The organism is Ancylobacter oerskovii, from assembly GCF_018390555.1.
In the GTDB taxonomy this organism is placed as follows: Bacteria; Pseudomonadota; Alphaproteobacteria; order Rhizobiales; family Xanthobacteraceae; genus Ancylobacter; species Ancylobacter oerskovii.
This window is the reverse complement of sequence record NZ_JAHBGB010000044.1, coordinates 733,076-754,540: the sequence shown is the minus strand read 5'-3', so window position 1 is coordinate 754,540 and position 21,465 is coordinate 733,076. Positions and strand designations below refer to the sequence as shown.

Annotated in this window: 34 protein-coding genes and 1 tRNA gene; 15 read left to right on the top strand and 20 right to left on the bottom strand. The window is 61.0% G+C overall.

Annotation, left to right across the window (positions count from 1 at the left end):
* The first annotated feature begins 30 nt into the window (after positions 1 to 30).
* Both KHC19_RS24605 and KHC19_RS24600 read left to right on the top strand, forming a co-directional pair.
* Entirely contained in the window at positions 31 to 1,836 is a 1,806-nt protein-coding gene (locus tag KHC19_RS24605; RefSeq protein ID WP_213356200.1) for an ABC transporter ATP-binding protein, read from the top strand.
* Between the two features lie 89 nt (positions 1,837 to 1,925).
* Positions 1,926 to 2,001, top strand: a tRNA-Asn gene (locus KHC19_RS24600).
* A gap of 179 nt (positions 2,002 to 2,180) precedes the next feature.
* Here the strand turns inward: KHC19_RS24600 and KHC19_RS24595 are convergent.
* The 5 genes from KHC19_RS24595 to KHC19_RS24575 form a co-directional block, all read right to left on the bottom strand.
* Positions 2,181 to 2,663, bottom strand: coding sequence for an NUDIX hydrolase (locus KHC19_RS24595; protein WP_213356198.1), 483 nt, complete (start codon positions 2,661 to 2,663; stop codon positions 2,181 to 2,183).
* A 96-nt stretch (positions 2,664 to 2,759) separates the two neighbouring features.
* A complete protein-coding gene (locus tag KHC19_RS24590; protein ID WP_213356196.1) occupies positions 2,760 to 3,053 on the bottom strand; it encodes a hypothetical protein in 294 nt (97 codons plus the stop codon).
* Between the two features lie 301 nt (positions 3,054 to 3,354).
* Positions 3,355 to 3,573: a hypothetical protein gene (locus tag KHC19_RS24585; RefSeq protein WP_213356195.1), complete on the bottom strand. Its 219-nt coding sequence runs from the start codon at positions 3,571 to 3,573 to the stop codon at positions 3,355 to 3,357.
* Positions 3,570 to 4,094, bottom strand: coding sequence for a hypothetical protein (locus KHC19_RS24580; RefSeq protein ID WP_213356193.1), 525 nt, complete (start codon positions 4,092 to 4,094; stop codon positions 3,570 to 3,572). Before KHC19_RS24580 ends, KHC19_RS24585 begins: the two co-directional genes overlap by 4 nt.
* A 343-nt stretch (positions 4,095 to 4,437) precedes the next feature.
* Positions 4,438 to 4,770 carry a hypothetical protein gene (locus tag KHC19_RS24575; RefSeq protein ID WP_213356192.1) on the bottom strand — a complete coding sequence of 111 codons (333 nt, stop codon included), beginning with the start codon at positions 4,768 to 4,770 and terminating at the stop codon, positions 4,438 to 4,440.
* 114 nt (positions 4,771 to 4,884) lie between these two features.
* On the opposite strand from KHC19_RS24575, the gene KHC19_RS24570 reads away from it, so the two are divergent.
* The 7 genes from KHC19_RS24570 (at position 4,885) to KHC19_RS24540 (ending at position 7,984) form a co-directional block, all read left to right on the top strand.
* Positions 4,885 to 5,181: a hypothetical protein gene (locus KHC19_RS24570; RefSeq protein ID WP_213356191.1), complete on the top strand. Its 297-nt coding sequence runs from the start codon at positions 4,885 to 4,887 to the stop codon at positions 5,179 to 5,181.
* A gap of 8 nt (positions 5,182 to 5,189) precedes the next feature.
* Complete coding sequence (locus KHC19_RS26520; protein ID WP_213356190.1) at positions 5,190 to 5,504, top strand: helix-turn-helix domain-containing protein; 315 nt, start codon at positions 5,190 to 5,192, stop codon at positions 5,502 to 5,504.
* A complete protein-coding gene (locus tag KHC19_RS24560; RefSeq protein WP_213356189.1) occupies positions 5,501 to 5,704 on the top strand; it encodes a hypothetical protein in 204 nt (67 codons plus the stop codon). Before KHC19_RS26520 ends, KHC19_RS24560 begins: the two co-directional genes overlap by 4 nt.
* 35 nt (positions 5,705 to 5,739) lie before the next feature.
* Entirely contained in the window at positions 5,740 to 6,354 is a 615-nt protein-coding gene (locus KHC19_RS24555; RefSeq protein ID WP_213356188.1) for a hypothetical protein, read from the top strand.
* 345 nt (positions 6,355 to 6,699) lie between these two features.
* The gene (locus tag KHC19_RS24550; protein ID WP_213356186.1) at positions 6,700 to 7,227 is read left to right on the top strand and encodes a hypothetical protein; all 528 of its coding nucleotides are present in this window, start codon (positions 6,700 to 6,702) and stop codon (positions 7,225 to 7,227) included.
* A 179-nt stretch (positions 7,228 to 7,406) separates the two neighbouring features.
* On the top strand, positions 7,407 to 7,787 hold the full coding sequence (locus tag KHC19_RS24545; protein WP_213356185.1) for a hypothetical protein: 381 nt from the start codon (positions 7,407 to 7,409) through the stop codon (positions 7,785 to 7,787).
* 23 nt (positions 7,788 to 7,810) lie between these two features.
* On the top strand, positions 7,811 to 7,984 hold the full coding sequence (locus KHC19_RS24540) for a hypothetical protein (RefSeq protein WP_213356184.1): 174 nt from the start codon (positions 7,811 to 7,813) through the stop codon (positions 7,982 to 7,984).
* 126 nt (positions 7,985 to 8,110) lie between these two features.
* Here the strand turns inward: KHC19_RS24540 and KHC19_RS24535 are convergent, their stop codons facing one another.
* Positions 8,111 to 8,350, bottom strand: a complete 240-nt coding sequence (locus tag KHC19_RS24535; RefSeq protein ID WP_213356183.1) for a hypothetical protein — start codon at positions 8,348 to 8,350, stop codon at positions 8,111 to 8,113.
* Between the two features lie 907 nt (positions 8,351 to 9,257).
* Positions 9,258 to 9,482, bottom strand: a complete 225-nt coding sequence (locus KHC19_RS24530) for a hypothetical protein (RefSeq protein WP_213356182.1) — start codon at positions 9,480 to 9,482, stop codon at positions 9,258 to 9,260.
* Positions 9,483 to 9,563: 81 nt separating this feature from the next.
* Here KHC19_RS24530 and KHC19_RS24525 point away from each other — a divergent pair, with 81 nt between their 5' ends.
* The 4 genes from KHC19_RS24525 to KHC19_RS24510 all read left to right on the top strand — a co-directional run bounded on the left by KHC19_RS24525 (position 9,564) and on the right by KHC19_RS24510 (position 11,905).
* A complete protein-coding gene (locus tag KHC19_RS24525; protein WP_213356181.1) occupies positions 9,564 to 10,148 on the top strand; it encodes a DUF3102 domain-containing protein in 585 nt (194 codons plus the stop codon).
* Between the two features lie 157 nt (positions 10,149 to 10,305).
* Positions 10,306 to 10,503: a hypothetical protein gene (locus KHC19_RS24520; protein WP_213356180.1), complete on the top strand. Its 198-nt coding sequence runs from the start codon at positions 10,306 to 10,308 to the stop codon at positions 10,501 to 10,503.
* Positions 10,504 to 10,678: 175 nt separating this feature from the next.
* Entirely contained in the window at positions 10,679 to 11,473 is a 795-nt protein-coding gene (locus tag KHC19_RS24515) for a response regulator transcription factor (protein WP_213356179.1), read from the top strand.
* A 156-nt stretch (positions 11,474 to 11,629) separates the two neighbouring features.
* Positions 11,630 to 11,905: a hypothetical protein gene (locus KHC19_RS24510; protein ID WP_213356178.1), complete on the top strand. Its 276-nt coding sequence runs from the start codon at positions 11,630 to 11,632 to the stop codon at positions 11,903 to 11,905.
* Positions 11,906 to 12,712: 807 nt separating this feature from the next.
* Here KHC19_RS24510 and KHC19_RS24505 read toward each other — a convergent pair.
* Complete coding sequence (locus tag KHC19_RS24505; protein ID WP_213356177.1) at positions 12,713 to 12,916, bottom strand: hypothetical protein; 204 nt, start codon at positions 12,914 to 12,916, stop codon at positions 12,713 to 12,715.
* Positions 12,917 to 13,046: 130 nt separating this feature from the next.
* Between KHC19_RS24505 and KHC19_RS24500 the strand changes: the two genes are divergently transcribed.
* Together KHC19_RS24500 and KHC19_RS24495 are read left to right on the top strand one after the other, a co-directional pair.
* Positions 13,047 to 13,304 carry a hypothetical protein gene (locus tag KHC19_RS24500; protein WP_213356176.1) on the top strand — a complete coding sequence of 86 codons (258 nt, stop codon included), beginning with the start codon at positions 13,047 to 13,049 and terminating at the stop codon, positions 13,302 to 13,304.
* 405 nt (positions 13,305 to 13,709) lie between these two features.
* Entirely contained in the window at positions 13,710 to 14,474 is a 765-nt protein-coding gene (locus KHC19_RS24495) for a hypothetical protein (protein WP_213356175.1), read from the top strand.
* Positions 14,475 to 14,542: 68 nt separating this feature from the next.
* Here the strand turns inward: KHC19_RS24495 and KHC19_RS24490 are convergent, their stop codons facing one another.
* The 12 genes from KHC19_RS24490 to KHC19_RS24435 all read right to left on the bottom strand — a co-directional run bounded on the left by KHC19_RS24490 (position 14,543) and on the right by KHC19_RS24435 (position 21,465).
* Positions 14,543 to 14,842, bottom strand: coding sequence for a hypothetical protein (locus KHC19_RS24490; RefSeq protein WP_213356174.1), 300 nt, complete (start codon positions 14,840 to 14,842; stop codon positions 14,543 to 14,545).
* Entirely contained in the window at positions 14,839 to 15,237 is a 399-nt protein-coding gene (locus KHC19_RS24485) for a hypothetical protein (RefSeq protein ID WP_213356172.1), read from the bottom strand. Before KHC19_RS24485 ends, KHC19_RS24490 begins: the two co-directional genes overlap by 4 nt.
* Positions 15,234 to 15,425 carry a Pam3-gp28 family putative phage holin gene (locus KHC19_RS24480; protein ID WP_213356170.1) on the bottom strand — a complete coding sequence of 64 codons (192 nt, stop codon included), beginning with the start codon at positions 15,423 to 15,425 and terminating at the stop codon, positions 15,234 to 15,236. The genes KHC19_RS24485 and KHC19_RS24480 overlap by 4 nt, the downstream gene beginning before the upstream one ends.
* Positions 15,422 to 16,087: a lysozyme gene (locus KHC19_RS24475; protein ID WP_213356169.1), complete on the bottom strand. Its 666-nt coding sequence runs from the start codon at positions 16,085 to 16,087 to the stop codon at positions 15,422 to 15,424. The genes KHC19_RS24480 and KHC19_RS24475 overlap by 4 nt, the downstream gene beginning before the upstream one ends.
* 63 nt (positions 16,088 to 16,150) lie before the next feature.
* Positions 16,151 to 16,453, bottom strand: a complete 303-nt coding sequence (locus tag KHC19_RS24470) for a hypothetical protein (RefSeq protein WP_213356168.1) — start codon at positions 16,451 to 16,453, stop codon at positions 16,151 to 16,153.
* Positions 16,454 to 16,467: 14 nt separating this feature from the next.
* A complete protein-coding gene (locus KHC19_RS24465) occupies positions 16,468 to 17,835 on the bottom strand; it encodes an SGNH/GDSL hydrolase family protein (RefSeq protein ID WP_213356167.1) in 1,368 nt (455 codons plus the stop codon).
* Positions 17,835 to 18,179, bottom strand: a complete 345-nt coding sequence (locus KHC19_RS24460; RefSeq protein ID WP_213356166.1) for a hypothetical protein — start codon at positions 18,177 to 18,179, stop codon at positions 17,835 to 17,837. Before KHC19_RS24460 ends, KHC19_RS24465 begins: the two co-directional genes overlap by 1 nt.
* A gap of 2 nt (positions 18,180 to 18,181) precedes the next feature.
* Positions 18,182 to 18,703, bottom strand: coding sequence for a hypothetical protein (locus KHC19_RS24455; protein WP_213356165.1), 522 nt, complete (start codon positions 18,701 to 18,703; stop codon positions 18,182 to 18,184).
* Between the two features lie 61 nt (positions 18,704 to 18,764).
* On the bottom strand, positions 18,765 to 19,298 hold the full coding sequence (locus KHC19_RS24450; RefSeq protein WP_246549466.1) for a DUF4376 domain-containing protein: 534 nt from the start codon (positions 19,296 to 19,298) through the stop codon (positions 18,765 to 18,767).
* A complete protein-coding gene (locus tag KHC19_RS24445; protein WP_213356163.1) occupies positions 19,298 to 19,801 on the bottom strand; it encodes a gp53-like domain-containing protein in 504 nt (167 codons plus the stop codon). The genes KHC19_RS24450 and KHC19_RS24445 overlap by 1 nt, the downstream gene beginning before the upstream one ends.
* Before the next feature lie 7 nt (positions 19,802 to 19,808).
* Entirely contained in the window at positions 19,809 to 20,426 is a 618-nt protein-coding gene (locus tag KHC19_RS24440; protein WP_213356161.1) for a YmfQ family protein, read from the bottom strand.
* Positions 20,419 to 21,465, bottom strand: a complete 1,047-nt coding sequence (locus tag KHC19_RS24435) for a baseplate J/gp47 family protein (protein ID WP_213356160.1) — start codon at positions 21,463 to 21,465, stop codon at positions 20,419 to 20,421. The genes KHC19_RS24440 and KHC19_RS24435 overlap by 8 nt, the downstream gene beginning before the upstream one ends.

Sequence of the window (21,465 nt, the reverse complement as noted above, 5' to 3'; positions counted from 1 at the left end):
GCACGGCGCCCGCCTTAGAGGAACTGCCTGATGGTGCCATCGAAACTGGCCAATGCGTTTCGCAACATGATCAGCCCGGAGACGCGGGACACCGTCAAGCGGCTGTTCCTGTCCGACGGGCGGCGGCACTGGAAGGGCTATGCGCTGTCCTTCGTGTTCATGGGCATCATGGCCGGCACGACCTCGGGGCTCGCCTACATCATGGGCGACGTGATCAACAAGATCTTCGTCCAGCAGAATTCCGCCGCCGTCTGGATCATGTCCGGCATCGTGCTGGCGCTCAGCGTCATCAAGGGCTTCGCCACCTACGGGCAGGCGGTGACGCTGGCCCGCGTCGGCAACCGCATCGTCGCCGACAACCAGAAGCGGGTGCTCGACCGCCTGCTGGTGCAGGACCTGCGCTTCTTCGCCCAGACCCAGACCGCCGAACTGATGATGCGGTTCAATGCCGGCGCCGAGGGCGCGCGCAACGTCCTGAACCTCATCATCACCAGCCTCGGCCGCGACCTCCTGTCGGTGATCGGCCTCACCGCCGTGATGATCATCCAGGATCCGTTCATGGCGGTGATCGGGCTGATCGTGATGCCGATCGCGGTGGGCGGCGTGCGCAGCCTGATCCGCAAGGTGCAGAAGATCTTCACCCGCGAGTTCCACTCGGCCATCCAGATCATGGGCCAGTCGCTGGAGGCCTTCCAGGGCATCCGCACCATCAAGTCCTTCAATCTGGAGCCCAACGTCCAGTTCCGGCTGAACGACCGCATCGACGCCTTGGAGAAGGCGTCGAACCGCATGGTGCGCGCGCAGTCGCAGTCCGGTCCGCTGATGGAGGCGCTGGGCGGCGTCGCCGTCGGCCTCGTCATCATGTATGCCGGCTACAGCGTGCTGCATGGCGGCCGCACGCCGGGCGAGTTCTTCTCGGTGATCACCGCGCTGCTGCTCAGCTACGAGCCGGCCAAGCGGCTGGCCCGGCTGAACATCGACCTGACCGGCCACCTCCTCGCCGCGCGCATGCTGTTCCAGATCCTCGACCTGAAGCCGACCGAGCAGGACCCGCCCGGCACCCCCGACCTCGAACTGGCCCCCAAGGGCGGCCGCATCGAGTTCAACGACGTCTATTTCGGCTATCGCCCCGAGGAGCCGGTGCTCAAGGGCCTCAGCTTCGTCGCCGAGGCCGGCAAGACCACGGCGCTGGTCGGCCTGTCCGGCGGCGGCAAGAGCACGGTGATGAACCTCATCGAGCGCTTCTACGACATCTCGTCGGGCACCATCGCGATCGACGGGCAGAAGATCGAGCAGGTGACGCGCCGCTCGGTGCGCGATCAGGTGGCCTTCGTCAGCCAGGACGTGTTCCTGTTCTCCGGCACCGTCTATGAGAACATCCTCGCCGGCCGGCTCGACGCCACCAGCGAGGAGGTCGTCGAGGCGGCGCGCGCCGCCCATGCGCACGACTTCATCTCCGGCTTCGCCAACGGCTACGACACCGCCGTCGGCGAGCATGGCGCCCAGCTCTCGGGCGGCCAGCGCCAGCGCATCGCCATCGCCCGCGCCTTCCTCAAGAACGCGCCGATCCTGCTGCTCGACGAGGCCACCGCCGCGCTGGATTCCGAATCCGAGGCGGAGGTGCAGAAGGCGCTGCGCTCGCTGCAGATGCACCGTACCACGCTGGTCATCGCCCATCGCCTGCAGACCGTCGTCAACGCGGACCGCATCTGCGTCATCGAGGAGGGACAGGTGGTGGAGAGCGGGCGACACGATGAATTGATTGCACGCCGGGGCCGCTATTTCGGCTTTCACCAGTTGCAGTTCACCGGCCAGCAGGAGCGCCTCAGCGCCTGAAGATATCCACATGCCCGCCGGATGCGACTTCACAAACGCATCCGGCGTTGCTATAGGGGCGCCCGTGACGGCGACGTGGTCGCCTCTTTTCCCTGATAGCTCAGTTGGTAGAGCGTTCGACTGTTAATCGAATGGTCGCAGGTTCGAGTCCTGCTCAGGGAGCCACTCATTTCAGCCAAGGCGTTGATTTCAAAAGAAAATCCGCTTTGGCCAACCAAGTGCCCCCAACACCGCTCCTAATTCAGTGACCACCCTTGAAGCCGCAAATTGCGCGACTCGGGTGATTCCCCTGCCCTCTTGGCTCCAGCTATGAGTCGAACCCGCCGAGAGAGAGCGCCCCGCCCTCACTTCCGCTCAGCCAGCTTCCGCCAGACCTTGGATTCGGCGAAATCGCGGATCAGGTCGCCGAGCTCCGGCTCATCGACGAGCAAGGCAGCGCCTTCTGCCTGGAACCAGCGCTGAACCCGCTCGTGTCGTTCCGGCCAATCGGCTAGCTGGCGCGTCACCGCTAACGGAAACACCTCAACCTTGATCAGTGCGAAGTGCTGGTCGAGCCGCTTCCAGTAGCGATATTCGCCGAACGGCTTGCGGCCGATCTCACCGATCACACCCGCCTCCTGCCGTGCCTCCACCTGTGCGGACTTCCAGTCCTTGTGGTTCTTGATCGGCCAGCCCTTTGGGATAACCGCGCGGTGTGTCTCGCGGGAGGTGAGCAGCAGGATCTCCAACTGCCCTTCCGGCGACACCCGAAACGGCAGCGCAGCGATCTGCTCCAGCGTACGGCCACTGGCGGCCAGTTTCGTGAGCTTCTTTTTCTTCTTCGCCATGGGGCGATGTTACCGGACTTGAGCCGGGCCGCGAGCTTCGGCGGCAGGCGTCCACAGGCGCCCCGCCGCACCTTTCAGCGCGACGGGGCTGGGCTGTCAGCCCGTGCGGGAAGAGATGAATTCCCTCAAGAAGCTTTCGGCGGAATCGGGATATCGGCCGAAGCCAACCGTCCGGCACATCTCGTTCCATTGCTCGATATCAGGCAGATCGTCATAGAGCTCAGCAGCTGCGAGGATTACCTCGTCCGGCACGTCCTTGGCAGAACTGGCAAGGCGACGAAAGGCTTCAGCGGCTGTGGCGTTTCGGTCGTCATTGGGAAACTCGATCGCCTTCTGCTCGCGCCACTCCGCCTGCTCAATGAACAACTCTTCCAGTGTGGACTGATCCATCACACTTCTCCTCTTCGCGCCGCGCAGGCGCATTGCTTCGCTGAGTCGGTCCGCGGAACTGCGGACAGACCCACCCGTTGCCCCGCCAGGGGGCGCTGCCGTCAGTGATGAAGGCGCGCTATATGGGTTGCGATGCGCGCGATGGCCCTACGATGCCGGAGCAGTCGCGGGCGACGAGGGCTGAGCCTCGATCCAAAGAATGCCCGTGTGCCCTATGGTCGTCAAGGTAACCCGTACGCGTGCCGCCACCATTGGCGCACATAGTCCCGCCGCACCTCGCAGCGCGGCGGGGCGTGAGCGGTCAGCAGCTCATCGCGGCATCCGACTCGAGCCTTTCCTTAAGGCGGTCGACCATCTCCTGTCCGACGATTGCGACGCGGCTCAACGCATTGGCCTGATACGCCTCTAGGTCGGATGCCATCATGTTGATCGCTTCCAGAAGAGCCCGGAGTTCGTCCAGCCCGTCGATAGTGTTGGACAGGGACGCTGATGCTACGGGTTTGGGGCTATGCATGTTCATCGCGCCACCTCCACCAGCTGGCCGTTGACCACCTCGGCATAGCGCACCGGAATGTCGCCACGAGAGCGGCGAGGCCGGAACGTGATTCTCGGGAAGCTGGTGGCCTGCTGGGGCCGGCCTGTCATATCTGCCAGTTGATGCAGGGCCGACTCGCTGGCTGTCCGCCGCTCAACGCGTGTGTCTTCCATCTGCTGACTGAACCACCTCTCATCGCGCCGAAGGTGAAGGGCATCCGGGTCAGCTATGCCCGTGTCCTCATCCTCAGCATCATGCGGCTCGTCATTGATGTCGCCGCCGCCATCGTCGTCAGGCTCGGCGGTCCCGGATGGGTCTAGCGTGCACCACGCCAAGGCGTCGTCCTGATTGACGCCCAACGTCCAGCCGAACTCATGCTCGGCGTCTGCGTCGCCCTCAAGGGCGTCCAGCACCTCTATGGCGCGGTCGATGATGAGGATCAGGTCGCGCCTTGTCGTGGCGCGGTCGGCAATCGGGGCTTGCCCGTAGTCGGGATCGATTAGCATGGGGATTGGCTCACTGGTTCGGCCTCTCACAGCCGTGCCGGCGGTCGGAACCGGCATCCGGGGGGTGAGAACTCGCCAGTGAGACGAGTCGGACGCTTTTACCTTTTCAGGCTGGACAGAACGGCCGCCCCCGGACAATATGATCCGGTTCGGAGCCGAGCCGCCAAGCTCGTCCGTTGCTCTGCCGTTACCGGCAGCATGCATTTCGACCGCCGCCCAACGCTGCCAGGCGTCAGGGCAATTCCTGCCAGGGAATATGCGGTCTATCACTGGTCCAGGTTCTCACACCCACGGACACGTTGCCCCCGTTTCCGCGAATCTGCAAGCGTCCCCTCGCGGGGGACTACGACTTGCGGCTGCCCCTCGGGTGGCACGGTGGGACATTGTCCCTTTCAGCGATGCGCGCTGCTCGCCTTGCGTCTAGCTTTCGTCTGGCTTCCGCCATCGGGTCAGTGGTCTCTCCACCTGCGCGACGTCCGTCCAGCCAAGCGTCGATCGCCACTAGGTCATAGTGGCCTGTCACCGAGCATGCCTGCGGAAAGCCGGCACGGAATAGAGCTTCCCGCTTCAGATTGAACTCGGCAATCGTCAGATGCAGCCGCCGGGCCGCCTTGGTCGGCGGGACCAGCCGCGGCTCAACAACGAAGCGGATCTGGTTGGGTGTGGGGTGGCTCATCGTCTTCTCCCTTGATGATGGGAGCGTCATAGACACTTATGCCGCGCCCACACCATGCGCCGTATTGTTCCTGTTACGTTCCCATGCTTTCATGGCCGCATCAGGAGCGCCCACATGACATCTGCAGACGACAACATCCGCCTGGTTTTTGTGTCCCGCAAGACAGCGGCGGCATTGCTGGAAATCAGCCCAGACACGTTCGACCAGTGGGTGCGCTCCGGTTTCATCCCGCCTGCTGCGGTGAACCGTGGGCAGATCATTCGCTGGCATTGGCCGACCGTTGAGGCGAAGCTGGCAGAGCGCCCCAGCAACGTGGAGTCTGATCCATTCAAGCTCCCCGACGGGCCGTATGTGCGCAAGCCTAAGCCGAGGAAGCCTCGCGCCCCGCGCGCGCTGGTCGAACCGATCTAGTTGCCGCCATGACAGCAGCCCTAGGCACGATCTACACCCTTGAGGAAGCCGCCGACCGGCTGCGGACTACACCGCGGATGGTTGCCCGGCTCGCACGGCGGTATGGCAGGTGCGCTCGAATAGGCCGTGAATATCGCTTCAGTGAAGGTGACTTGGCCGCCCTGTGGGATGCGATACGCTTGCCCGCCAAGGAGCCTTGGGCGCACCACGCTACGAAGCAGCAGGTGGAACAGGCGTACGCCGACATAGCCGCCCACGCGAAGAAGGCGCGGGACGCCCGATTGGCCGCTCGTCAGGCCCTTCGTAATAGGACCACCCCATGACCCCCAATGAACGCATCGAACAGCTCGAGGCCAAGGTCCAGCAGGCCTACCAGGTCATCGGCCGCCTGCTGTCGGGACCGGACGGCGAGTGTCCGGACTTCGATCTGCCGGAGGGCCAGCGCGCGTTGGATTATTTCGCGCACGAGGACTACGACGACGACTTCCTGCCGTTCGTGCATCCGCGGCGGGCGGGGAAGTGAGGCCGCCGCGGGAAGAATTCCTTTGGGGGGAATTGATGTCCTGGTTCTCACGCCTATTTGGTCGCGCGGCGCCCGCTCAATCGATTGGCGAGCGCAACGCATCTGTCAAAGCCGTGACGATCGACGCCAGCGGACCAGAATTCTTCGATGCGTTTCCGAGCCGCGAAGATATCGACCGACGCCTGCGCCAATCTGGACTGTTCAAGCCAGAAGCCTCGGATTGGATTATCGATGCCGCATTCAAAGCCATTGGCGGGAGGGCGGAGGGCTCGATCACCGCAATCACGCGGGCTGGGCGCTTACTGGCGAAAGATGAACTGAAAGAAATCGGCTATCGATCCAACGCCAAGATTGGTCGCGGCTTTGTCGATGCGCTTGCCGTTAGCGATGTCCGCTTTGCCATTGAAGAAATGCAGAGGCAGCTAAGGGTGGCCGCGTGTCGCGCCAACCTACTGCACAACCTTCGTCGCGCAGAAGAGGCTGTTGGGATCAAGCGCGTTATTTTCCGCTGTGGGGTGCCGGATGCCGCTTCGAAAATCGAACGAGAGTTCGAGGGGAAGACCATGCTAACATCAAAGGCGCGAGAACTTATTATCAACCACGATGAGCAGCTGACATATACATGGTTCGAGCCGATTATTGAATTTTAACGCCAAGAGATAGGCGGGGACCACTTGCGGGGGTAGGATGGGCAGCCAAATGATCCACCGCCGACTACGGGCTAAAACGCGACGAGCAGATGGGTCATGGAAAAACGCACGATATCCCAGGATTTTGTGAATCTATCCGTGAGACACAACGGCCTCTTTTTGCCGGGCCATAGCTTACAGAGGGCGCTCTCTCGGTATTGTGTCTGTCTAGCGGTTTGGACAGGATCGGACGAGTATCCCGTCTATCTGCCAGGATCTGCCACGCTTCTGAGATATAAGGACCGCTATTTCCTCATATGTACGCGACATCAACTTACGGAGGAAGATTTTGAGAGTGTTTGCATCATGCTTCCGAACGGCAAGCAATCGCGATGCATTACCTCCGGTGGAGCAATCTGGTGGTCCGCGGAAATCAATGACGGCGATCATAATCAAATCGTGATTTTCGATTTTACAGGCCCGTGCATAGAACTGTCTGACCTCCGAGCTCTGTTCTTGGATTTTCGACATCAACACCCGGACGTGCCCGCCGATAACGTCGTCGCTCTCCTCGCCTATGGGTATCCTACGAAGGGAAGGAACTACGATGCCGACGCTAGGCATATCGAGTTAGGTCAGTGCTTCGTGCTTTGCCGCTTCATCGGAGGCGGTTCTGACGATGCGGTGCACGTGATCGCTCCGCTGAAGCCGTTGAGCTTCGACCCGGACGGTATGAGCGGCGGCGCCGCTTTCTGTCTGCTACACGATACGGAAGGCTTTTCCATTCACTTGGCTGGCGTCATCGTTAGAGGGGGTCAACATCGCTTACGCCTAATCAAGGCGGGCGCGGTCCAGATGGTGCTCGAAGAGTTCATTCGAAGCCGGCCGCTCTAGCAGCATACGGTCGAAGCACGGGAAACCTAGACCGCGACGCGGTCAAGTGTCCGGCCGACTCCCGCGCAAGTCTCGGCACTCCTGAACGCGGCCTATCCTCGCCGTGCACATCATGCCGCCCCCTTTCCAGCCGGTTGCAGGCGTGGCAGGGTGCTACCAGTGAGGTGTGGAGGTTGGGAATGCCCGAGGCACTAAAAGCTGGCGTCCAGTACGGCGATTGGGATGGAACTGTTGCTGCCGATAACGGTGATCAGGGAGGAATCCATGATCATCTCCGGGAGAAGGGCCTCCTCCGTGACGATGAGGCGCTTCTCGCCATAAGATTTCATAGTGGTAGCACTGACGGCATACCGTGGGTGGACGCACTTGTACTGCGCGCCGCGGGCTTTGACGGCGCCAAGCAAATTCTTCAGCAAACAGACACACCTACTCTTTATCAGCGCAAATTCGAGCCTACACTCCAAGAATTCTTTAGTTTATTCAAAAGATTTAATATTGTCTTGACCATAAGTGGACAAAATCTAAGCGGTCGAGAATTCGATATTGTTCAAGAAGACTAACTGGAGAACATGGAGACGCCTCTATGACAAACGAAGAGCTTGAAAAAGAAATAAGCCTGCTTCGTCAGGCAGTGTATAGCTTACTGCACTATGTTATGAGCACCAACAAGCAGTTCGAACATCTCGTCAAGAATGCCGACACGGCGCTTGGGCAAATGACTACACCCTTGCCCAATAAGAGAGAAGACAAGTTGTAAGAGTGCTTCCCGGAGTTGCGCCAGGGGCCGTGGTGGTGGCTCCTGGCTGGGTCGCCTATTCGGTTTCTTGCTTGCCGCCGTCCGTGAGCAGGTGCTTGAACGGGCCGCATTAGCATGATGCCCCACCTACACCAGGCCATGCCGGCGCAACATGGCTTCCAATTCGTCCGTAGCCATCGCTATGGCTGCGGCATCGCCGCTACCGGCGGCCCGCATAAGCTGCTCGATGGTTCGGTCAATCTCATCGTCGGAGAAGCCGCGGTCGTTCAGGCAGGCGATAGCGGCGAGCACCGTGCCAATTGTGCGGGGAGGACTGGTGTTGAGCACGATGGGCCGCGTGAGCGGCTGATCTATCAAGGATTGCATCGCACATCTCCGTCGCCGTCATCAAGGCTAAGACGCGTCGGCGGTGCAATGCAACCAATTTGGGGGACTATGATCGGAGGCGTAGCGGAGGCAGGAAGTGCAATTCCATCCCGTTATGGGTGATCTCGGTGACATCGACGTTGTGGCTGCTGCCATCTTCGAGGGTTAGAACGGCCCGGCCGAGCCGAGCACCCATAACAGGTTTACCCTCGGAAGAGACGTGCCCCCTTACGATCACTTCGCGGAGCGCAGGTATGCTCTCCCGTAGCATCACAGAGAGCTCGTAATGGGCGGTGGTGGCGCTTGCTCCCAGAATCCGGAGCCAGCCCTCTCCCTTAAACGACCTTAACAGCTCCATCCGCGTCACCTGAGAGAAGACCTCACCACGACAAAACGCCGTCGACGGCGGAAGGTTCCGCATCGCAACAGCGGGTTTTCGCCAATGCGAAAGCTTCACTCGCACTTGAATTCGCGCACCTTCTCGTCAGCGACGATCCGCCGCCGCAAGACGTTCCGGGCGGGGGTCTGTCCGGCAGTCTTATAACGCAGGCGCTCACTGACCGTTCCCCTCATCGAACGCAAGAGCCCGGTCAGCAGTTGGAACAGCTGTGGGCATGGCCGGGTTAGCAGAGCAAAGTCACTCCCGCCAAGCGAGGTGAGACCGATGCTTGCAAATCATTCGCCCCCGCCACGAGGTTCCGGGAAGGCGGCAGTACTGATCTTGGGAATCGTCGCGCTGATGATGGTGACGATCTTCGTCGGGTTTAACCTCTATCATGCAGACACGCTTCACGAGCAGCAGTCTGGCCAGGTAGAACCTACAGATGCCCCCAAGGGGCCCAAAGATCTCCAGACGCCGCCGGTTCAGCCGAGATAGAGCAGGTGCGTCGAGCGTGGCCTTGCTTATCTACTTCCGCATGAACTTGTCGGGCGCCTCGGGCCAGTAGGCCTTGCCATCCTTCGGTGCGCCCCAAGGATCCCCATGCTCGCGCGTATGCGGCGGTTCGTCTCCGCGAGCAACGCTAATCCGGGTGGCACGCCGCGCAGCGCGATGCGCCGCGACCTTGAACCACTTGTCGCTGTCCTTGGTGGTGATCCCCATGATTGGGGTCTTGCGCCGGCTGTCAGACATGTCCGCCTCCTAAGAGGGCGCTTATATCACGGTTCGTCTGCCGCTTCTGCGCGGGCCGCTGCCGAACGCATCCGGGGGCGGATGCAGCTTGCCGCCGAGAGCATTATTGAAGTTGGGCGGGAGCTGTCCGAGCAAAAGGAGGCTCTCGGGCACAGCAATTTCATGCAATGGGTGGATGCAGAATTTGAAATGAGCCAGGCGTCGGCCAACCGGTTCATGCAAGTAGCCGAACGATTTGGTTCAAATTCATCACGTGTGATAAATTTACTTCCAAGCGCCCTCTACGCCCTTGCCGCCCCGTCGACACCCGAACCCGTCCGCGAAGCGGTGCTGGAGCGGGCCGAAGCTGGTGAGAGGGAAGATTTTTCTACATCACGTCAACGTTTCGGTACGATATCTATGTGCGTGATAGACTACGCCATGGAAAACAACCTTGAAGCCCGCGCTCGGGCAATATGTGAAGCCGATCTGAGACTTGGGTCGGCAATCTCTGAATCCGCAATGGCGTCGGCTGTTGATCGATATTGGCGGGTCGTCGCGCGCGAGATATTGCACGGCGACGGTGACCATAGCGACATCAGCCATCGAGATGCTGACAACGTCGATGCAATCGCCTACCGAGCGCTCCGTACGCGCTACGACTTCCCTGGCAATTTGAACGGATAAGGGTGTTAGTCGGATATGTTCGCCGTCCGGGCCTGACGCGAAGCCTTTGCCATGAGGCTGGATAGGCCAGGTCCGCAGCTGCTGACGATAGCACTGGTTCGGCAATGCGACGTTAAATGTGCGCCCGTCAGTTGATGCAACCCATGGAGGGCTATCTATGTCCGTCTCCGAAGTTGCTGTCCCTCGTCAGCTGACCAAGGCGGGCTATCGTCTGCGCAAGGCGCTCGCCCCCCCCCTTTGGAGCCGTCACTATGGCGAGGGCTACGTGGCGACGGTCGATCGCGATGTGGCTGTGTTTGGCACCACGGCGGCGATGCCCACCCCGCCAGTGGCGCAGGACAAAGCCGAAAGGTGAACTGCCTACTCCTTTTGACCATCCCATCGATGCTGCGAAAGTGCTACTACTTTTGGGGGCGCGTTGAAAATGCGCCTACCACTCGTTGTAGCCAGATACAGTTTTGCCTGCGGATCTCGACTGTCAAGCGGATATGCCGCTAGCGATTCTGTACACAGATGGTGATATTTTTCATATGGATACTGAAGATGTAGCTGAATATTCAGCGTCGCCCGCCGAGCCGCAATCGGCCGCTCATGCGTCAGGACACAATGATCGAGGCACGCAATCGTATCCGACAAGGAGTAACGAGGCTCTAATTCGCCGCGACTTCATCGTCCTGATTGAGCCTCGCGTATTACATGCGCAGAGCATGGTCAGATCTCTTCGAATGACTGATAAGAGTTGTGATTTTGATACTTATTTAGATTTTCGTGAGTGGATGGCGTTGGGCGATAGTGAAAATACCTCGTTGATTCTGCTGTCGCTACCACGCGCCTTTGGAAATAAAATTGGCGTGGAGAAACTTCGATCCGACGTCGGGCAGCTACAGCTACACCATCCGTCAATCAGTTTTGCGGTTTTATGCGATGATGAGACAGCGAAGAGCGTGGTCGATGTCATGCAGACAGGCGCCAAGGGATACCTTCCAACCAATTTATCTCTCCGACTTATGATACAAATTCTCCATTTACTAATGGCGGGCGGAACTTACATACCTAGCTCCAGCTTTCTAGATGGCTCGCCTAATTCTTTTGAGGGGTCTGATCATCCAATTGAGCTACGAGATGCCTTTGGGTCCCACAAGCAAATGATGGTAGCCCGAGCCTTGCGCAGTGGCGCTCCCAACAAGATCATCGCCTACCAGCTCAATATGTGTGAAAGCACTGTTAAGGTGCATGTTCGTAACATCATGAAGAAATTCAACGCAAAAAACCGCACTGAAGTGGCGTTGTTGGCCGCGAAAATGTTTCCCGTGGAAAGCCAATAACCTCGCGAAATTTCTTCGTATTTCTTAGAATTAGCTATTGTCGCAGAATGGGGATAAAATTGGATATCGCCAGCATAAGCATAAGCACGTTGGCGGCTGAAAGAAGACGGATCGTCATCCGCGCGCTTTCGCTCGACCCAGCCGGAGAGCAGGCGCATGATTATGAAAGCAATCGATCCGAGACAGGTGCTGCACGATTTGAACGGTTGTGCGACGACGGCGTGGAAGTGGCCGCCGCGGAACGGTCAAGCGCGCACTGTCAGACGTCAGGAGTACAACTCTCTGCAAAAAGCGCTTAAGGCGATTTGTAAGAATAATTCTGGCCGTGATTTCCAGATTGTTGTGCACGCGGACTCAGAACATGAGTTCGAGCCTGAACACGTTGAAATGCTCTGTAATTATTTCCGTCGATCGAAATCCACTGAAACTTGAGCTCGATCGAAATTGAACACCGCAAGAATGAAGGGCGTGCCGACCTATCGTGCCAAAAGCCGCCACCCCTACGGCCTCAACCTCGCCTCGACATCGACGATGTAGCGCCCTTGAAAACCGTGTGCGTGACCGTCTCGATGACGAACTCAACGCCGTCGAGCTCGGGGCGCTTCTGCAAGCCGCCCCTTGACGCCGGTTGCAGTCGTGGAAGGATGCTACCGTTGAGGTTGGAGGGCCTAGCGTGGGCGACATCACGAAGGTGCACATCGGGCGCTTCGCGGCGAACAGGGTAGACAACACGGCGTCAGTTGGCGTCAGCATCCTGCGAGGTCAAAATATGACCGAGCTGGAGCTTTCGCTACCCACTCGTCCGTCAAATCCCAAGGAATGGCAGGCTCTCGCCCTGGAAGCTCTGCAGAAAGAGCTAGGAATTCCGGCAACAGAGTTAGCGTCAATCGCAACTTGGCCGAAGGATTGGCCTCCGACGGGTAGTCCATCCTAAAACGATTTATTCCCGTTTATTAGTCCTGTCACAGCCGCGTAACACCCCAGAACCCGCGCTGTTCTGATCACGATTCCAACCCACCGCTCCTTGGCGGACGCTCATACGGCACCGCATCGATCGCAGCTGTCAGCTGCATATCCATTAACAGCAGTGCGTGGTTCAGCACGTCGCAGCCGAGATAGGGCCGTCGTGCCGATCGGCACTTGCGCCGCCCATTGGCAGACCGAGCGGCGGAACTCCGCACCTCTTTCCGCATCGCTCAGCTTGGACTGGATGCAGCCCTCGCTGCGTGCGCTTTACCATCACTGCGCCTGCCGATGTAGAGATGGCCGACCGCGCACATACCCCCAGGACGCTTCCTTACGGGCTTCCTCGAGAGCCATGCCCAGTAGCTCTCCGGCGACTAATAGGGCCTTGATGGCCGCGCGCGCATCGCCGTCGCAGGTCGCGATGGCCTCGTCGACGTCGGCCTCGGTGATGGGCTTTGGGTGCTCTTGTTCGGTCATGTCCGCCTCCTGTTCTCTATTTCACCATGAGAACAAAAAGAGAACAATCCCGATCAGGGTAGGGGCCGGAACAGGCCGGCGAGCCTGTGCGTTGTTATCCCGTCCAATGGAGGGATTAGCCATGCCAATCATGGACCAGCTTCACACCGCGCAAGCCGCCACCATCCCGATGGTTCGTGTTCGTGACGGGTCGGTGGTTTTTGACATCGACACGCTTGACGAGGCATTGGCCTTTGCGACGGCTCACCCCTACCCTCGGGGCGACTACGACGAGATGATCCACCAGCTTGAGAGTGCGGCGGATCCTGAGGAGTTGATCGAGGCAGGACACGCTTTCCAATGGTGGGCGGAGGCCAACAATGTGGCCGCGGGCCCCGTGCGCTGCTGAGGGGACGCCTACAACCCAAGCCGCCCCGGCAGCCCCCTTGCACGGGCTCGGGCACCACGCCTGCCGCGACGCTCTCGGGGGAGAAGGAGGGGTAGTCACTCCTCCTCTGGCTGTCTCAGCTTCGGCAGCACCTTGATGTCGGTATCGACCCATCTGCGGTGATCGTCGCTGTCCTTGATCGGATAGGGGCCGCTTGGGCCAAGCGCCTTGCACTCCCGACACTTGAGCCAAAGCCTGACGCCATGACCGCCGTGGATATTGCCTCAATTTATCCGGATGTATTTCTTCTGCAAGAATCACCGGCCACCCGACACCGCATGACCGTTGCATTAAGATTCTCAGTGACGAACGCGAATAATATTCTCTATCATTTGGATAACGGATACTCAGTTTAGGAGATGTGGCTTGGATCAACCAGTTTCGGCGCCAGCGACCGAAGCCGCACAGCCCGGCGATGCCGGCGACACCTCGGACAATCGCCTGAAATTGAAAGATTATGTGACCATATTTTTCTCAACATGCGCCTTGATCTTGTCGATAGTTGGATTTTGGATACAAAATTTTCATACAAAATCTGTTCTTTCAGTCTCTTATACTTCCAGCAAATCCGATTACGGCAAACCTGGATATACATTTGCATTTTTGAATGAAGGAAATCGGCCCATATTGCTACGCAATATATTGTATTATAGAACCGAAGCGAATAAAATAGATGCAGATTTTATTAAAGTTCAGATTAGTAAATTGAAATTTGATATGAGAGACGTATCTTTTTTGGACGCCTTATCTAGGAAATCAGCCACCTTAACGACCTGCAATGACCGACATATTGGTGGTTTTTCGGCCGCAATATCTTTAGATAAAGTCTTCACTAGCACAAAAAACGATCAATTCTTGGGTGCACAAACCGTAAAGCCGGGTGAATTTCTGATATTGAACGATATTAGGTTCCGAGCGATGGATGTGTTGTTTCAGAGGAACGATGATCACGTTAACGGCCCGTTCTTTGTTTCATGTTTTGGATTTTTTTATACAAAGGCAGACGGTTCAATCGGAGAGAGAATAATTCCAGCCGGAATTTTATTTCGAATGCCCGGGATAAGTTCTGAACAGTTCCATTTCGTAGACAGTATTTCTTTTGGGAACGTGCCGAGGGTGGTCGCCCCTTAAAATCGGCTCGCCTGGCGAAGGCGGTCCGCAGTTCCGCTACCGACCCGATTATTTCGTATGCCTCGTCGTTAGCGCGGCAGCGCCCGAAGCAGAGGCGCAAACCAGTCCCAAACGTAGGTCGCCACGATGCCGATGGCGCCGCCCGTATAGACCACGGTGCGCCATCCGCCGCGCAATGCGAGCCAGCCGCCCTTGGCTTGGGTCAGAAGCTGCTTGATTTCCGCGACGTCGTTCTTCACGGACTTGATTTCGTCGCGCACTTCCCTGAATTCGTTCCGCACCTCGACGCGGGATTCCTCATGCTGTCGGGTGAGGTGTCGAACTTCTGCTTCCACGACAGCCAGTCTTTCGAGCTCGGTAAAGGTCATCGGCGCACCCCCTTGGCCAGGAGCGCCCCGGCGTCGCCAAGGATGATCGCGGGGATGAGGACCATCGCCATGCCGTTGATGTGCTCGGGCACGTCGACCACGACCAGATTCAGTCCGAACCACGGGTTGATGATCTGGATGAGATAGATCGCCGACCACCACAGCCCGTATGGCACGACGATCAGCAGCCGGCCGAGCCGTACGGCGGACCAGCGGTCGCCCGCTTCGGCAAGCGCAATGTCCCGCGCCGCTTCCAACTTGGCGATCGTCTGGTCGGCCTCGAGCTTGGCGGCGTCATTGGCGGCCCGCAGCTTGGCCGTGTAGGCGTCGGTGAGCGCCGACGTGATCTTGGTCAGCGTGCCGCCGGTTAGCCAACCGAGGATGGTGGCGATCATGTCCGCCATCCGAAGCGGCGAGCGAGCCAGTAGGCGCCCTCCACCACAGCAGCGAGCACCACACCCGCGGCGGCGGCGACATCGGGATCGTTGGCGATCATGTCCGCGAACTCCTGCGGCATGAAGCCCTTGAACACCAGATAGCCGGCGATGTAGCGCAGGAGAATGCGTAGGAACGGGCCGTTCATGCGGCGATCCTCTTGAATAGGGCCAGCAGCGCGGCAAGCCAGCCGCGGGGCGCAGGAGCGTTGTCATTGGCAGGGGCTGGCGCTGCCGTGGGGGCCGGGGCGGCGGGCTTGTCGCCAAGAGCGGCAGCGATTGCCGCTCGGGCGTCGATGCGCTTGCCGCTACCCCAGTCCGGCGTCATCTTGGCCGTCACACGGATGTATTCGGTGACGCGCCCGTCATTGGACCACTTGCCATCGAAGAACAGATCCCGCTCGGCCATGCGGCGAGCGGTGATCTCCTTCGGCGTGCACCAGTTCATGATGGCCTTGCGAGCGCCGGCAACGTCACCCGCCACCCACTCCTTCACCCAGTCGGCGCGGCCGATGGCTCCGGTGTTGTAGTGAAAAGAGAGCGCTGCCGCGAACTGTGCCTTGGTAAGGCTTCGCCCCTTGAACGCCGAGCGAACGGCGGGCGCGTATTTCGCCTCGAGCAGCCACACATAGACCGCCAGGCAATGCTCAAGCGTCTGCGGCTTGCCGATATAGCGGTCGACCTTGTGGCCGCTGGCGTTGGTGACGCCGATCGACCATGTCAGGACTCCGACACTGTCCTTGTAAGCCTGTCGGACCAGCCCCTCATGCGAGGCGAGCTCGAGCGCCACGTCGGCGTCGACGATGTTCATGTCGGTACTCCAAGAATCAAAATGCCGCCCGGAGGCGGCGGACGGGGCGGCTGTGGGAGGCGTTCAACCGGAAACGAGAATGCGCTGCCATCCGGTGAGAGAACCCGGCGCCGCCTCGACGGCGTAGCCGGTCAGATCCTCGCTCACGTCATGGAATGCTGGCTTCTCCCAGTCGTCAGGCGGCCCGGCCTGTGCCTGCACCTGATAGGTGAAGTCGTCATCATCAGCCGAGAACACCATGACGCGCTCAAGGAAGGACAGCCCGGTATCGACGATCTCATTCGAGACCAGCTCGAAATCCGGGTCTTCGTCGGCGGCGATGGCCTGAAGCTGGGCTGGGCTGAAGCTGCGCAGGACGTTCTTCATGTCTTTCTTCCCGATCAGGCGAAATAGCTGTGATCGATGGCACCCGAGGTGTCACCGAGATTGTAGCCGGTCTGGTTCGGATGCAGGCCGTCGCCGGTGTACTTGAACGCCGTGCCGTCCACCTTCCACTTGCCGGAGTTGAGGCTGCTTTCGAAAGCGGAGGCCGTGTCGAAGACATGATACAGCGGGTGCCCCGCCTGTCCGGCGATGATGGCGCCGACGGTGCCGGCATCGACGGGAACCCCGCCCAGGATCGGCGCCCCGGCGCGCAGCCAGTCATTCACCGCGACGCGGACCGCTTCACCGGCCTTCACGGTTTGGTTGGCGAGCGTGGCCCAGCTATCCGTCGAGGTGGTGTTCGGCCCGATGGTGGTTTGGAACAGCCGTCCATCGGGCCGCTTGAAGGTTGCCGCTCGGTTCCACAACGTCAGCATGTTGACGCGCATCGCCGTCAGCGTGGCGCCGTTGGAGATGGAGTTGACGCCCCATTCCATGATGCCGTTCTTGACGTAGGCAAGTTGCGACATGCGGAAGTTGGTGTTTCCGCCCTGAATGCAGGTTTCCAGATCGTCACCAGCGACGCCGCCGTTGATGTGGGCGCGCCGATTCGAGACGGCCCGGCCGATCAATCCCCAGCCGTCGCCCGCTGCGGCGGTATCCGCCAGAGGAGTGGTGAAGCTGTCTCCGGTGCCATCGACGATGGAATCGCCGAGACTACAGACGCCGCCGTGGGTGGTGCGCGAGATGATGCGCTGCGGCCAGGTGTTGGACGAGCGCGAGGCCGGGTCCGAGCCGATCTGCTCGGTTCGGTCGGCGACGCGCGTGGTGGACGCCGTGCTGCCCTCACCGATGGCGGTGTTCATCGCCATGTTCTTGCAGAGATAGCCGGCCGACATATACTCGGCGGCGCAGATCCAGAACTCCGCGCCAGCCGGGATGTTGATCTCCAGGAAGTCGGAACAGGCCTCGCTGGCCATGTCGACGCGGCCCTGCCGGCGCTTGCTGAAGGTCAGGAGCGTCTTGACGCCCGCCGGATATTCGATGGAGACCGAAACAGATTTCGGGCTCTGCGCGCCGCCTTCCTTCTTGTCGACCGCGCGATTGTTGAACCAGCCGGATAGCACAACGGCGATTTCGGTGACGGCCACCAACGCCTTGTGGTGCGATTTCCAGTAGACGGAGATACCGTCTGTGGCCTGCTGCGAGGATATGCGGCAGTTGCTGGCGATCTGGCCGTAATACTCGCCGCCGCCGCGCAGCGGATAGCTGGCATGGTTCGCCGGCAGGCCGCCAGTCCGCACCAGTTCCTCATTGAACAGACGGGTCGCCAGCTTGGGGCTGGTGACGCCGCCAGCGCGCTCGATATCGGCTTCGCTCAGCATCACTGGCGCTCCCACTTGGAGACAGCGGACATGTTCCCGTTCGCGTCGCGAGTGATCGTCTGCACCCAGGACGTGGTGCCGTCGCTGATCGTCTGCGTCAGCATGTTGCCGCTGGCGTCGCGCGTCACTGCCGTCACCGCGCAGTCGTCCGGGTACATCAGCGCGCCGGTGCTGTCCTTCACGGCGTTGCGCGCGGCGGACGGCATCGGGTTGGTGGCGGTGTAGGGGGTTCCGGTCGGATCGCTCGGAAGCGACTTCGGGAGGTGGAGGTCCGCGCCGAGGTCCTTGGTGGCGAGGTTCCTCGCATAGCCGTCGAAATCAACGGACTTGATGTAGTCGGGCATTGTCAGCTCCAGAAAAAGAAGGGCGTGAGGACCAGATTTCGGCGCTTTGAGAAGTCAGGACGGCGGGGGGAATAGCGGTCGACCTCGGACTGGGCCTCCGCGAGAACGGCCTCGGCCTCCGGCGTCAGATCGCCGGGCGGCCCGTCCTTGCCCTGGATGCCGGGCACCTCCAGCATCACAGGACCAAGGCGCTCGAACTCACCGGCCGCGCCGATGTAGAGCGTGCCGCCGCCGAGCTTTTCGGTGGTGGTTCCGATCGAGCGGAATACGTCGACCAGCGTCCGCTTGCCGGCCGGAAGCTGCCAGGCCAGATCCTCGTCATAGACCCACCTCACGCCGTTCGGCAGCGCGAGCGTCAGGGTGCCGTCTTCCGTCGACAGGGTGACCGGCGTCGAGCCGTCGAGCGGGGTCAGCAGGATCGTCACCGAGGAGCCCGTCAGGTCGACATTCGGAAAGACGATCTCGAACGGCGGGCCATTGGCGCCGCGATAGATCTTCAGGACGAATTCAGTCGCGGGGATCATGGTCGCTCCAATAGAAAAAGCCGCCTTGCGGCGGCTCGAACGGGGCGGGCATCAGGTCGTTTCAGGCGCCGGGCCACGCCCACGCGTCGATGTCGGCAGGATCGGTCACGGTGCCGGCCACGATGCCTGCCAGCACGTCGCGCTCAGCGGCAAAGCAGGCTTGCACGTGAGCCGCGACCGCATTCGCGATGGTGGTGACGGCGGCGGCATCGAGTGTCACGAAGCCATCCGCCGCCTTGAACTGCACCGTGGCCGAGGGGTTCGCCTGCACATAGACGAAGGCGCCGGTGATCAGGCCCTGGCTTTCTCGGTCGGTGGCGATGCTGGCGCCGTTGACGACGATGCCGGCCGTCTCGATCGCCCAGCGCTTGGCGGCGGCATAGGTCGCAAGGTCGATGTCGGGTGGCAATGGCTGGACAAGTATGGGCCGCCCGTTTCCGTCGGCGCGAACCATCCGCCCATCCGCCTGCCCGGCGATCAGCGCCTCGTGCTCGGCCTGCGTCACCAGCGCGACGTCGCCGGGCATGACCTTGTGAATGTCGGAGCGATAAAAGCCACCGGTCTCGGCGCTGTAGTAAATGCGGATGTCCGACATCACTTCCCCCATGCGCGCCAATTGACGCCGATATTCGTGTTCTTGGCCGCGATGTCGCCCGGATCGCCAAAGACGATGTAATGGGGGACGTAGATGATGATCGTGGTCAGGCTTCCGGGCGCCGGCCCGGCACCCGTCGGGTAGGCGCCGCTGCCCGCATCGCAGGTGATCACACCTTGGAACTGCGAAGGAAAGGCAATGGGCAGGGTCACGTTTACCTGCGTCGTGGTGCCGTTCAGCGCGACCGTTCCCCACTGTTCGATCTGACCATCAGGATAGCGTCGCCATCCAGATCCAGACGTGGGAACGACGGCATCGGCGAGCTGCAATTCGTCATCGGGCGTCATCCCGACGCGCTCGATGACGCTGACGATCTCGTCGATCGGCCACTGGAAGGCGTCAGCGCCGGGAATTGACCCCTCGACCCCGATGCTGGGATTGGCATTGATCCACAGGCGCTCAGGGTCGCTGAGGTTGCCGTTGAATGGCGGGATGTACTTCATTCGATCCTCACGAGTAGGAGAAGTGCAGCACCCCGTGCGCCGGCTGAAGAGGCCGGATGGTGCATTCGAGGTCAGTGGCGAGGGCGATGCGGGCGAAGGGATCGACGCCGCAGCGGCCAAGGCCGGCGCGGAACCACGTGACCCGGTAGCCGGTGACGATGATCCACCAGTGATGCGCGATCGACGGCGGGCCGAGCGGGTCGGATCCGCCGCACTGCGACAGGCCGCACATGAAGGGTGTGATCTCGACGATCGACACCTCGTAGCCGAGCTGCGCCGCGATCCCGAGGAAGTAGGCGCGCGATTGTCCGCCGGTGGACGTCAGGCGCTGCACCAGCGCATTCCGGCGATCCTCGATGCCGAGCGGTTCGGCGACGCAGGGATCGGGCAGACCGGCCGCCGCCTCCCATTCCTCCAGCAGGCGAAAGGTCGTGTCGGGGTGCGCCTCGATAGTGACGAGATTCCACGCCTCGGCATCCAACCGACCCCAGATCTCGGCCTGTCCTCGGCTGAACATCTGGAGCGGCGAGCCGGTTTCCCGCGGCCAGGCGTCGCCGGGCGGCAGGACCGCCAGCATCACGCCGCCATAGTCCTCCCCGGTGTGCTGGATCGGGGTGTCAGACATAGGTGATCGTCCCGAGCACGCCCATCTCGCCGGGCAGGCATGTCACGTTCGACGCGGTAAGATCGTGCGAATCCTCGCCGGCAGCGGCCGACACCGCTTCGGCGATCCACGAGCGCGAGATCGTCACGCCCGGCGCGGCACGGCGGCGAAGCATCTGCCGCACCGACGCAGCGATGGCGGACCGAATGGCGGAGGTGTCCGGCGTCAGGTTGGCGATGGTGAAATCGACCGGCTTCTCGACCGGCGCCAGCACGAACAAGCGCTTGGCCGCGACCGGCCGCAGCGGATCGATATGGGCAAATACGAGGTCGCAATCGTCGGTGGTCGGGATGCCGTTCGGAGGGCGCAGATCGTCCATCACAAAGCGGACGGTGACCGTGCCTTCCCCCATCTCCTGCGCCGCCCAGGCGCGAGTAACGCCAGTCACCTCGCGCGCCCAGGCGATGTAATCGCGGACGGCGCCACCCTGCGGCGGCTTGCGGATGCGCTCCAGCAGCCGGTCACGGTAGCTCTCGGTTCCCTCGGTGTCGGCGCCTCCCGCCCAGTCGGCGGGGATGGCAGCCAGCGCGTTGACGCCGGGGATGGCCGACAGGAAGGTGGCCGTGCCACCGGCCATCAGGTTGCCCTGCGGTCCCGGCTCGGTGCACCGCGCCGCTATCGTCGTGCCACCCGGCGACGCGGTGGCCGCGGCCAACGTCTCGATGCGTATATTGCCGACGTTCAGTTCGGTCCCCGCGTCGACCGGCGTGCCGGCGGTACCGGTGATGACGATCTCACCCTCGGCAAAGGTCGCGGCCTGTTTTGGACCGATCCAAATGCGGCCATGACGATCCAGCCAGAAGACGGCGGTGTCCGGCAACATCTCGCGCGCCAGCGTCTCAAGGTAGCGATAGGCGCCGTCGGCGAGCCCGGAATTCGCGTCGGCCAGCACACGCATGTTGCTGTTGGGAACGGTCGCGTCGGCGCCGGGGAAGTGCGCGGCAATATCGTCACGCACCTGCCGGCGGATATCCGGCAGGACAGGCAGATTGAGCGGCAT